Source organism: Pontibacterium granulatum, from assembly GCF_029961155.1.
GTDB lineage: Bacteria > Pseudomonadota > Gammaproteobacteria > Pseudomonadales > Balneatricaceae > Pontibacterium > Pontibacterium granulatum.
Genome location: NZ_JASBRH010000003.1, coordinates 195,185 through 206,670, shown reverse-complemented (window position 1 = coordinate 206,670; position 11,486 = coordinate 195,185). Strand labels below are relative to the sequence as shown.

The 11,486-nt window shown below is 53.0% G+C and carries 13 protein-coding genes; 8 read left to right on the top strand and 5 right to left on the bottom strand.

All coding sequences use genetic code 11. The features are described 5' to 3' along the window. The first annotated feature begins 97 nt into the window (after positions 1–97). Genes QKW35_RS04255 through QKW35_RS04240 form a run of 4 tightly spaced genes read left to right on the top strand, consistent with a single transcriptional unit; the run spans position 98 to position 4,012 of the window. On the top strand, positions 98–481 hold the full coding sequence (locus QKW35_RS04255) for a DUF6394 family protein (protein ID WP_282350982.1): 384 nt from the start codon (positions 98–100) through the stop codon (positions 479–481). Positions 482–511: 30 nt separating this feature from the next. Then, positions 512–2,203: a potassium channel family protein gene (locus QKW35_RS04250; protein ID WP_282350981.1), complete on the top strand. Its 1,692-nt coding sequence runs from the start codon at positions 512–514 to the stop codon at positions 2,201–2,203. A gap of 10 nt (positions 2,204–2,213) precedes the next feature. Continuing rightward, complete coding sequence (locus tag QKW35_RS04245; protein ID WP_282350980.1) at positions 2,214–3,110, top strand: DMT family transporter; 897 nt, start codon at positions 2,214–2,216, stop codon at positions 3,108–3,110. An 8-nt stretch (positions 3,111–3,118) separates the two neighbouring features. Beyond that, the gene (locus tag QKW35_RS04240; RefSeq protein ID WP_282350979.1) at positions 3,119–4,012 is read left to right on the top strand and encodes a Tim44 domain-containing protein; all 894 of its coding nucleotides are present in this window, start codon (positions 3,119–3,121) and stop codon (positions 4,010–4,012) included. A gap of 81 nt (positions 4,013–4,093) precedes the next feature. Here the strand turns inward: QKW35_RS04240 and yaaA are convergent, their stop codons facing one another. The 3 genes from yaaA to QKW35_RS04225 form a co-directional block, all read right to left on the bottom strand. Continuing rightward, entirely contained in the window at positions 4,094–4,864 is a 771-nt protein-coding gene (yaaA, locus tag QKW35_RS04235) for a peroxide stress protein YaaA (protein ID WP_282350978.1), read from the bottom strand. 120 nt (positions 4,865–4,984) lie between these two features. After that, positions 4,985–5,218 (bottom strand): DUF2789 domain-containing protein, encoded by a 234-nt coding sequence (locus QKW35_RS04230; RefSeq protein WP_282350976.1) that lies wholly within the window; start codon positions 5,216–5,218, stop codon positions 4,985–4,987. Between the two features lie 77 nt (positions 5,219–5,295). After that, complete coding sequence (locus QKW35_RS04225; protein WP_282350974.1) at positions 5,296–5,577, bottom strand: hypothetical protein; 282 nt, start codon at positions 5,575–5,577, stop codon at positions 5,296–5,298. Positions 5,578–5,734: 157 nt separating this feature from the next. Between QKW35_RS04225 and QKW35_RS04220 the strand changes: the two genes are divergently transcribed. The 3 genes from QKW35_RS04220 (at position 5,735) to QKW35_RS04210 (ending at position 9,026) form a co-directional block, all read left to right on the top strand. Next, a complete protein-coding gene (locus tag QKW35_RS04220; RefSeq protein WP_282350972.1) occupies positions 5,735–7,015 on the top strand; it encodes a tryptophan--tRNA ligase in 1,281 nt (426 codons plus the stop codon). 26 nt (positions 7,016–7,041) lie between these two features. Continuing rightward, positions 7,042–7,884 carry a sulfurtransferase gene (locus QKW35_RS04215; RefSeq protein WP_282350971.1) on the top strand — a complete coding sequence of 281 codons (843 nt, stop codon included), beginning with the start codon at positions 7,042–7,044 and terminating at the stop codon, positions 7,882–7,884. 215 nt (positions 7,885–8,099) lie between these two features. Continuing rightward, positions 8,100–9,026, top strand: a complete 927-nt coding sequence (locus QKW35_RS04210; protein WP_282350970.1) for a Dyp-type peroxidase — start codon at positions 8,100–8,102, stop codon at positions 9,024–9,026. A 10-nt stretch (positions 9,027–9,036) separates the two neighbouring features. Here QKW35_RS04210 and QKW35_RS04205 read toward each other — a convergent pair whose 3' ends face one another. Next, complete coding sequence (locus QKW35_RS04205) at positions 9,037–9,984, bottom strand: bile acid:sodium symporter (protein WP_282350969.1); 948 nt, start codon at positions 9,982–9,984, stop codon at positions 9,037–9,039. Positions 9,985–10,145: 161 nt separating this feature from the next. Between QKW35_RS04205 and QKW35_RS04200 the strand changes: the two genes are divergently transcribed. Then, positions 10,146–10,343 (top strand): hypothetical protein, encoded by a 198-nt coding sequence (locus QKW35_RS04200; RefSeq protein ID WP_282350968.1) that lies wholly within the window; start codon positions 10,146–10,148, stop codon positions 10,341–10,343. A gap of 86 nt (positions 10,344–10,429) precedes the next feature. Here the strand turns inward: QKW35_RS04200 and cysK are convergent, their stop codons facing one another. Next, the gene (gene cysK, locus QKW35_RS04195; RefSeq protein ID WP_282350967.1) at positions 10,430–11,398 is read right to left on the bottom strand and encodes a cysteine synthase A; all 969 of its coding nucleotides are present in this window, start codon (positions 11,396–11,398) and stop codon (positions 10,430–10,432) included. Positions 11,399–11,486 lie beyond the last annotated feature (88 nt).

The window sequence follows — 11,486 nt, the reverse complement described above, 5'->3', positions numbered from 1 at the left end:
CCGTTCCAGCAGTACGAAGGCGCGGTTCAAATGCTACAATCCGGCGGATAGGTGCTCGATGATCCCTGGCTTCGGGAAGGAAAACAGGTAGGACTAGATGAACAAAGAGAAAGTGATATTCGCGTTCTTTATCGTATTGGCGCTCACCCTGAACTTCGGTTTCTTTCTGGGGGAGATCGATAATCCCGAGCACCACAATGTGTTTGAATTCTTTGCCGCTATTGTGGTTAGCCTGATCTGTACCGCGCTCAAGTTTGGCGACCGTACTCACCTGGGGGCGTTGATGATGGCAACGTCGCTGGTGGCCGATCTGCAGTTGGTGATCGCAGCCCTAATCTGGGGGTACGCCGAGCAGGTAAGTGGCGTGGGCATGACGCCATCCCATATGAGCAGCGTGGTATCGCTCAGTGGCGGAGCGCTGCTGGCCAACATTATCTCTGTGGTACTGTTGATGGTAGAAACCATCATGGTACGGCGCTAACCCGTTACTGCTGGTTAGCGAACGCCTGTCATGAATAACGTACTCTATGCCTTGTTGCGGCGACTGCGGTTGCCGCTGATCACCATGATCATGGTGTATTCGGTATCGATCCTTGGTTTCGTGCTGATTCCGGGAATGGACGATCAGGGCAATGTCTATCGTATGGATTTCTTCCATGCGTTCTATTTCGTCTCCTTTATGGGCTCCACCATTGGATTTGGTGAGATCCCGTATGCATTCACCGATGCCCAAAGGATGTGGACGCTATTCACCATCTACGCCACGGTAATCGCCTGGTTGTACGGGATCGGTACGATTCTGGCGTTGATTCAGGAACCGGTGTTTGGGCGGATGTTGCGCCGCCGTTCCTTTGTCCGAAAAGTACAGGGCATCACCGAACCCTTCTATCTGGTGTGTGGTTACGGTGTTACCGGCGAAATTATTGTCAATAAACTTGCGCAACGTGGTATTCGCTCGGTGGTCATCGATATCGATGAGGGCAAAATTGACTCGCTGGAGATCAGTGGGCGTCTGCCATTCGAGGCACCTGGATTGTGCGCCGATGCTTCCTTGCCGGATGTACTGGATGACGCCGGTCTGCTGCATGACAAGTGTGTGGGTGTGCTGGCGCTGACCAATGTGGATCAGGTGAACCTGTCGGTGGCGATCGCCAGTAAATTGTTGCGCCCGGAACGTATTGTAATCAGCCGCACCGAATCGGATACCACGACCGCCAACCTGCTGTCCTTTGGTACGGACCTGGTGGTGGACCCGTTCCGGGTGTACGCGGAATATCTCTCTTTGGCGGCACATGCGCCATATACCCATCTGGTATACGACTGGTTGGTGAATCCTTACCACCGTCCGCTCTCGAGCGTTTACAAGAAAACCAAGGGGCGTTGGATAATCTGTGGTTACGGCCGCTTCGGTAGCGCGTTGTACCGGGAATTCAATGAAGAGCACGTGGAGCTGACGGTCGTAGACAGCAACCCTGAGATGGATGCGGGGCTGCCGTTTTTGGTGCGTGGTAAAGGCACTGAGGCGCTGACGTTGAGTGAAGCCCGGGTCGAGGATGCGGTAGGTATTATTGCCGGTACCAACAACGATGCGGATAACCTGTCGATCATCATGACCGCCCGGGAGATGAACAAGAATCTGGTCACCGTGGTGCGCCAGAACGTGCACGCCAATAAACTGGTGTTTAAGAACTCGAAGGCGGATTTCATTATGGAGCCCGGCCAGATCATCGCCAACCGGGTATTGGCACACCTGAAATCACCGTTGTTGCCGGTGTTTATAGAGCAGATGCAGGCCTACGACGATGTGTGGGCACACACTCTGCTCAACCGGATGAACAGTGTAGCTCAGGAAGAAGAGGTTGATAGCTGGTCTGTGCGGGTGGATGAGGACAACTCGCCGGCGCTGGTTGAGATGATAAACAGCGGGGTGGACGTGAATCTGGGTATCTTGCTGAAAGACCCCCGCGATCGCACCCAAAGTCTGTCGGCGTTTCCGCTGATGCTACATACCGACGATATCTATGACATCCTGCCAGGTGAACTGGATCTACTTAAACCGGGAGATGAGATTTTGTTCTGTGGCAAGAGCAAATCACTGCGCCGTATGGAGTGGACCATGAATAATTTCAATACGCTCCATTACCTATTGACCGGTAATGAACCGACCGGCAATCTTCTCTCCCGAATTCTCAACCGGCAATAAGGATCCTGCCTTGGCTTATCTGTTACTCGTTCTGACCACGTTGTTCTGGTCGGGCAACTTTGTATTGGCACGCGCCATGCACACGGATATACCGCCTATCACCATGGCGTTCTCCCGCTGGACGCTGGCGCTGTTGTTGATTTTGCCCTGGCTGCTTCCGCGGCTGTATAAAAAGCGCGCAGTGATTCGTGCCAATATCGGCAAACTGATTTTCTACGGCGTTGTGGGTGTGGCAGGCTTTAATACTCAGATCTATATCGGTGTGCAGGATACAACGGCAACCAACGCTGTGCTGATGCAGTCCATCATCCCGATTCTGATTTTGGTGATTGGTGCGTTGTTTCTCGGTGAGCGTGGTTCACGCAAGCAGTGGCTGGGGATTTTGTTGTCGTTCAGTGGGGTGGCAGTGCTAATCTCCAAGGCGGATCTGGCCGTGCTAACAGGGCTGCAGTTCAACCAGGGGGATTTGTGGATTGCCGGTGCCGTAATGGTCTGGGCGGTGTACTCCGTTGCCCTGCGTTGGAAACCGAAGGAGCTGGATGTGTTCACGTTCTTTGGAACGACCGTGATTGTGGCGGTTATTTTCCTGGCGCCGCTCTGTTTCTGGGAGATGCGCACAGCCCAGCCGATTGAACTGAACGCAACAGTGGGGGCGACCGTACTCTATCTGGCAATCTTTCCTTCTATACTGGCATATATCTTCTGGAATAAGGGTGTCGAGGAACTTGGGGCTGCGGTTGCGGGGTTGGCGATTCACCTGATGCCGGTGTTCGGGCTGCTGTTATCCACAATTTTCCTGGGGGAACAGCTCTATTCCTTCCACCTATGGGGTGTGGTATTAATATTCGCCGGTATCTACTTTGCGGTTATTGCTGATACCCTGAAACGAATAAAATTACAAACTTAGGAAGTTTTATGCGTACTTTTCTTGTGAGCCTGATGGTCGTTCTGGCCACTTTCACGTTCACCGTGGATTACGCCGAAGCCAAGCGCCTCGGTGGTGGTTCCTCCTTCGGTAAGAGCTTCTCAACCCCTACAAAGAAACAGGTGGCTCCTGCACCAACCCAGCAAAAACAAAGTACGGCGACTACAGCGTCCAAAACCCAGCAGCCGGTTAAGAAACGTAGTGGCTTTGGTGGCCTGATGGCTGGTCTGTTGGCCGGTGGCCTGTTGGGTGCCCTGTTCTTTGGTGGTGCGTTTGAAGGTATCCAGTTTATGGATATCCTGCTGCTTCTGGCGTTTGTGTTTATCGCCTTCAAGATTTTCTCGATGTTCAGGAAGTCGCAACGACCACCGCAATACGCCACCGATGGTGCGCAGTATGAGATGCGTCCTGAGCGTGCGCAAAAGCGCACTGCGTTCGAAGAGCCAAAGGTTGAAGAAGTGAAACCTTCGACACCTGTGTTCAGCTCCGGATTGGGGGGCGGCGAGCCGCAGACACCCGAGTGGTTTAACAAAGAAGCCTTCCTGGCGGGAGCACGGGATCACTTCAGTATCTTGCAGCGTGCCTGGGATAACAGCGATTGGAGTGAGATCGCAAGCTATACATCTGAAGAGTTGCTGACGGCGCTGAAGGAAGAGCGTGCCAAGCTGCCGGAAAACCAGACCACCGAGGTGGTGTCTGTGATGGCTGAATTGGCCAACTTCATCACCGAAGACGACTATGTAGTGGTAAGCATCAACTTCTACGGCTGGCTGAAGGAAGATTCCGATCAGACCACCGAATTCAACGAGATCTGGCACCTGACCCGTGACATGACCGTTGAAAATGCCGATTGGATCATCGTGGGTATCGAGCAGCCACGTTAATTTGCTAGTCAGCGGTTGGCGCCAACTGCCGGGCAATAAAAAAGCGACCTCGGGGTCGCTTTTTTTTTCGGCATCCGAGTTTTACGCTTCGTGATCGCGGATAAAGGTCCAGGTATCGCCCTCGGACATGCTTTCAGCGAAGCGGTAGCCTTCCAGATCAAAGCCTTTCAGCTGCTCCGGGTCTTCCAGTTTGTTCTGGATGATGTAGCGACTCATCAGGCCGCGTGCTTTTTTGGCGTAGAAACTGATCATCTTGTACTGGCCGTTCTTCCAGTCCTTGAACACCGGCGTAATGATGCGTGAGGAGATGCCCTTCGCCTTGGCGGCCTTGAAGTACTCGTTGGAGGCCAGGTTGATCAGGACCTGCTCCTGCTTGAGCTCTTCATTCAGCGCATCGCAGATGATGTTACCCCAGAACTGGTACAGGTCCTTGCCGCGTCCATTCGCCAGCTTAGTGCCCATCTCCAGGCGGTAGGGCTGCATCAGATCCAGCGGTTTCAGCAGCCCGTAGAGGCCTGACAGAATACGCAGATGATCCTGAGCAAAAGCAAAGTCATCATCGCTGAAGCTCTGTGCGTCCATACCCGCGTAAACATCACCTTTAAAGGCGAGCAGCGCTTGCTTGGCGTTGTCGGTGTTGAATTCCGGCGTCCATTCTTCGAAACGCGCAACGTTCAGGCTAGCCAGTTTGTCACTCAACTTCATCAACTCCGCAACATCCTGTACCGACAGGGTGCGCAGCTGCTCGATCAAGTCGGCAGAGTGATTCAGGTAACCCGGCTGACTGTAGGTGTCAGTCACCGGTGCGGTATCGTAATCCAGTGTTTTGGCAGGTGAGATAACAATCAGCATAGGTATCTATTGGTCCTTAACCTCGTTTGGGATCCATGATACGCCGCAGGCGGCAAAAAAAAAGACCGCGTTTTGTGCGGTCTTCTGTCGGGACGGTGATTGCCCCGTTGGGTCGTCCGCTTAGTGGCGGAGCATACTGTCCAGCTCATCGACCAGTTCACACCAGTCGGAATCTGAATCCAGTGATTCCTTCAGGAACGCAGATTGAGCCGGCGTCCAGAAGGTGGCCTCGGTTAGCCGGATATCACCGCTATAAAGACGGTGCGTGGTTACAAACTGTTTGATGTCCTTATCGCTGCTTGGCAGACCGAGCTGGTCAAAAAGGGTATTCATGGTGTGTGCGGACATGTCCATCACAATCTCCCAACAACTTTTAAAGGATCTATATCGCTTTGAGTGTTGGTCAGGATTGGCTGGGTGTCAAATCCGACTTATTTAGTCAGTCTTTTTTGTGCGCCGAATTTTTCTTTCCCGGCGACGCACAGCAGCGCGCCGATCACAACCAGTATGGAACTGATGATTGGGTTGTCGATACCGCCCAGGACTTTCATGGTGACGGCAGCGATTAACAAACCACCGAACATACACAACACGGCTGTTACCAGATTCATCAGAATGGCCTGTGCCGAGCGGTCAGGATTACGAACCAGCAGGACAACGGCTGACAAAAGCAGGGCGGAAAGGGTGATCCAGGACGCGAGGGATTCAGACATAGCGGCAATACAGTTATCGTTATAGTTAAGATATTGTTTTTACCACCGCTTTTGGTCGAAGGGAAGGTGATACGCACCTGAACACACGCGCCTTTAGTAGTGAATTACGCTATCATAGCGATCAAATTTTATTCCAGATTCCAGAGATTCGAGTTTCATGAGCAAGAAGACGGTTCTGACCGGTATCACCACCACAGGTACCCCACACGTGGGTAACTACCTGGGTGCGATCAAACCAGCTATTGACGCAAGCACTAACCCTGATTTCAGCAGCTTCTACTTTCTGGCGGACTACCATGCACTGATCAAGTGCCATGACCCGGAGCGTGTGGCGCGTTCGTCCCGTGAGATTGCTGCAACCTGGCTGGCGCTTGGACTGGATACCGACAAAACCACCTTCTATCGCCAGAGCGATATCCACGAGATCCCGGAACTGACCTGGATTCTGACCTGTATGTGCTCCAAGGGCCTGATGAACCGTGCCCACGCCTACAAAGCGTCTGTTGATGCCAACCGTGATGCGGGCAAGCAGGACCTGGACGATGGCGTCACTATGGGCTTGTTCAGTTACCCAATCCTGATGGCCGCAGACATTTTGATGTTCAACGCCGATATCATCCCGGTGGGTAAGGACCAGATCCAGCACATCGAGATGGCACGTGACGTAGCCGGTCGTTTCAACCACACCTACGAGCAGCTGTTCACTCTGCCGGAAGCCCTGGTGGACGAGCAGACCCAACTGATCCCGGGCCTGGACGGTCGAAAGATGTCCAAGAGCTACGACAACACCATTCCACTGTTCTGCTCCGCGGATGAGTTGCGTAAGCTGATCAACCAGATCGTGACCGACACCAAGGCACCGGGCGAACCGAAAGATCCGGATAACAGCACCCTGTTCCAGCTGTACAGCTGCTTTGCAGAGGAAGCAGAGCAACAGCAGATGCGCGACAAGTTCCTGAACGGTATCGGCTGGGGTGATGCGAAGAAAGAGCTGTTCGAATTTATGGATGCCAAGCTGAGCGAGCCTCGTGCACTTTACAATGAGCTGATGGCAAGCCCGGCCGACGTAGAAGCGGTGCTTGAGAAAGGGGCGGCAAAAGCCCGTGAAACAGCTGCACCGCTGCTGGAAAAAGTACGCATTGCAGCGGGTATCCGCCCACTGACCCACGTGGCAACTGCCGCTAAAGAAGAGAAGAAAAAGAAAGAGGTATCGGAAGAAGCGCTGGCGCGTGCCGAAGCGGGCCGCCGCCGTGCGATTCTGATGCAGCTTAAACCGCAGCTTGAAGAAGTACAGTCCGCAGATGATAAACCTGCAGCCGCTCAGGCGCTGATCTCCAGCAAGGAAGAAGAAGTCGCAGGGTTGAAGAAGAAAGCGAAGCAGAAAGCTCAGAACGAGCTGGACCTGCTGCGTGAAGAACTGGCGGATCTGTTGGCTTAATCGATAACGAATAAGGACGTTAAACAATGTATACAACGCTGATCACTGCCCCCGAACTCCATGCCCTGATCGAACAGGACGATACACTGGTGCTTGACTGTCGCTTCAGTCTGGCAGACGCCGGGTATGGTCAGCGTGTATACCGCGAAGCCCACCTACCGGGTGCCTGTTTTATGCATCTGGATGACGATCTGTCCTCGCCGATTACACCGCAAACCGGGCGGCATCCGCTGCCGGATGTGGATAAGTTGGCAGACAAGCTGCGCTCATACGGTCTGAATAATAACCAGCAAGTGGTGGTGTATGACGACTGTGGTGGTGCGATGGCTGCACGCAGCTGGTGGCTGCTGCGTTGGTTGGGACACGATGCTGTTGCAGTACTGAACGGTGGTTATCCACATTGGGTGCAAGCTGGCTTTGAGGTAACTCAGACGGTGCCAAAAACTGAGTGTGGAGACTTTGCTGTATGCCTGCGTGATGACATGAACCTGTCCGTGGATGAGGTGCTGAAATCACTCGATGACCAAAGCATCACGCTGGTGGACGCACGCGGTGCCGAACGCTATCGCGGCGAGCAGGAGCCGATCGATCCGGTGGCAGGGCACATTCCGGGGGCGCTCAACCGTCCGCTGACGGATAATCTGGAGAATGGCCTGTTCAAGTCCGCCGGGCAGCTGCAGGTCGAGTGGCAGCAATTGCTCGGAACGACCGAGGCGCAAAACGTTGTGCATTACTGTGGTTCCGGTGTAACGGCTTGCCACAACCAGTTGGCGATGGCGGTGGCAGGGATTACGGGTACGCGCATCTATGCCGGTTCCTGGAGTGAATGGATTCGTGAACCGGCCCGTCCGGTCGCAACCATCTCCTAACCTTATCTTCTGAATTTGGAGCCCGAGGCACATTATTGCGTGTTTCCTGATTAAACTGGTCTGATGTATATTGGGCCGGTTTTTCTGTGCTTGGCTATCATGTTTTTGATATTGATAGCTGGTATCTATCGTTTTATTTGCCCAAATCAAATATCCCTGCCATCCACGTCTGGCTATACTGATGCAGTTATATCGTTCAGCACAGGGAGTCTTTTATGTCCGCACGTCCACAGTTGGGTATCACAGCAGAAGCCAACAGCGCCGCTTTATTTCTTACGTTCAACCAGTCCAATGCCGATGGTGCAGTTGCTCAGGTGTTGAATGTGTTACGTCGGATACCTCAGCTCGAAGCGGAATACCGCAGTAACTATCCGGACGCCGAATTTCATGTTGTGGCTGCGATTGGCAGCGGCTACTGGGAGAGGATTCATCCGCGCACGCGTCCGGCAGAACTAGCGCCGTTTCCGGCACTGGAAAACGGTGACAACGTGGCGCCCTTTACCCCGGTAGACCTGCTTTTCCATATCCGCTCAGAACGCAAGGATCTGAACTTCCAATTCGCCACTGAACTGACTGTAAACTTAGGCGATGCTGTTGAGTTGGTCGAGGAAGTCGAGGGGTTCCGTTATCTCGATAGCCGAGACCTGACGGGATTCGTAGATGGTACTGAAAACCCGGAAGGTGATCACCGTCTGGATGTGGCCGTGGTGGGGGATGAAGATGCTGAGTTTTATGGTGGCAGTTATATTCACATCCAGCGCTACGTGCATAACATGACACACTGGAACCGCCTGCAGGTGAAAGCGCAGGAGGACATTATCGGTCGTACCAAGGCAGACAACGTTGAGTATGCCGGGGCCGATAAGGCTCTGACCGCCCATACCAAGCGCACCTCGCTGAAAGATGATAATGGCAACTCAATCGAGATCCTGCGCCATAGTATGCCGTACGGCGATATGAAGGAGTGTGGACTGCTGTTTGCGAGTTACTGCCGTAATAACAGCAACTTCCGCCTGATGCTGGAGAGTATGATCCATGGTGAAGGGGGACATACCGATCACTTGTTAAAGTATACCCGCGCCGTAACCGGAGCTGCGTTTTTTGCCCCATCGGTTGAAGGATTGGCTAAGCTGGGTAGTTAAGCTGCGTGCGTCACTTACTCAAAGCGCTTTGCTCGTTGAGCGGGCGCTTCAGGTATGGGACCAGCAGTGCATCTCCAAACAGCACAAGGAAGTGGAACAACACGCACACCAGCAATGCCTCACCCATCGGCAGGTTCAGGGCGGTGAGCACGCTCACCGCAACCGGCAGCGTTTTCTGGGCACCGGTCAGAATCACTGCAATTGCCCCTTTCCATTCAAGACGCAGAATCTGGCTGGCGCCCCAGCATAGGCAGAGTAACGCTGCGTGCACCAGCAAGACGGCCACGATAATTTTGAGCAGATCGGTAAGATCAAGGGCCTGAAATACCTCTGACGAATCTGACAGGGCCATCCAAACAGTTGCGATTACACAGCTTGAGGGCAGGTACTGCAGTACAATGTGCTTGGGATCGATCGACGCAAAACGGCGTAGCACCAGTCCTGCCAGAAACGGCAGTAAAACCAGCAGCACCAGTTTCTGTAACAGGGGCAGGGGATCGATTACGATTTCACTCACCCCTTCCAAAGTAAGGTCCAGCATAAACGGGATAGTGAATATACCGATGATGTTGAGCGCAATCGTCATGATCAGCGCCCAGGTGCCGTAACCGCCTGCTAGCTGCGTCATCACAATGCAGGTCGAGAGGGTCGGCGGTACGGTGGCTTTCACTACCAGTCCCAATGTGAATCCGGCACTGAGTCCCAAAGCCGTCGCGACGCCCATACCGATAAACGGGCTGATAAGCAGGGCAATGATGGCGGTAAGCAAAGTGGCGCTAACAAAGCTACGCGAGCGGGGCAGTTCACTGAGGTTGGTCTGGTATCCGTTGATGGTAAAGATAGTGACCACCATCCAGGGGATCAGGCCCCAATCCTTAAACTGTACGCCGATATGAGGTACCAGCCATGCGATCACAAACGCCAGAATCAGTCCGCCTGGAAGAAAGCTGCTTTTCACTTGTTTACCTGTGGATGTCCGTTTTGCACCTGTGCGGGGCAGTATGTCATAAAACCGTCGTTACAGGTTCATCTGCTTGTTAAATTTCTCCACTAAGCTAAGATTGTATGTAGCAAAACTACAAAAATGAAAAAACCTAAAAAAACAACGGGAGCGAGTGGATGTCAACTGAGTTCAAAAGTCGCACAATTGCAGTGCTGGCAGTAGATGGTGAAAACTTTTCTGTAAACGGTCACTATGCAGATCAAGACCGTGATCCACACTGGTACACCATCACTCGTAGTCGCGATGGAAGCGTAATTGTCGACAAATGCACCCAATTTCCAACTCACGATTCCATTCGTGAGCTGATTCACTAAGATGTCGCTGACAATCTGAGTGAAATTCAGATACAAAAAAACCGGGCATAGCCCGGTTTTTTTATGCCGTTCGAAAGCCGTAGCGCTTACTGCTGGGTTTCGTTTTCAGTGAACATACCGTCAAATAGAACAGAGGAAAGGTAACGCTCACCTGAGTCTGGTAGTATTACTACAATATTTTTTCCTTTGTTTTCAGGTAGTTGTGCCAAGCGTTTGGCGGCAACTACCGCAGCGCCGCCAGAAATCCCGGCCAGGATGCCTTCTTTCTGCATCAGAACGCGGGCCATTTCGATTGCTTCATCGTTACTGACCTGCTCGACGCGGTCGATGATATCCATGTCCAGGTTCTTTGGAATGAAGCCAGCACCGATACCCTGAATCTTGTGAGGCGCTGGTTTCAGCTCTTCACCGTTACGTGCCTGAGTGATGACCGGAGAGTCCACAGGTTCAACAGCAACCGAGGTGATTGCCTTACCCTGGGTGTGCTTGATGTAGCGGGACGTACCGGAGATGGTGCCGCCGGTACCGACACCTGCCACAAAGATATCGATCTCACCGTTGGTGTCGTTCCAGATCTCTGGACCGGTGGTTTTTTCGTGGATGGCTGGGTTTGCCGGGTTCTCGAACTGCTGCAGCATCAGGTAGTTTTCCGGATCGCTATCAACGATCTCCTGCGCTTTTTCAATCGCACCTTTCATACCCTTGGCCGGTTCGGTCAGTACGATCTCTGCGCCCAGTGCTTTCATCAGTTTGCGACGCTCCAGGCTCATGGAGGATGGCATGGTGAACATAATCTTGTAGCCACGGGATGCTGCCACGAATGCCAGCGCGATACCGGTGTTACCGCTGGTTGGTTCAATCATGGTCATACCCGGCTTCAGGCTGCCGTCCTCTTCCGCCGCCCAGATCATACTGGCACCGATACGGCATTTCACGGAGCCTGCTGGGTTACGGGATTCTACTTTCGCCAGCAGGTTGGCTTCAGGGGCAATGTGCTTCAGCTTTACGAGTGGTGTGCGGCCGATCGTCTGTGAATTGTCTTCGTAAATAGTCATGGTCGGTTCCTGAAAGTCCCAATTGCTGCGCTATAGTGATCACGACCTTAGATATAACCGGTAGATATATAACGCGGGTTGTTTATTT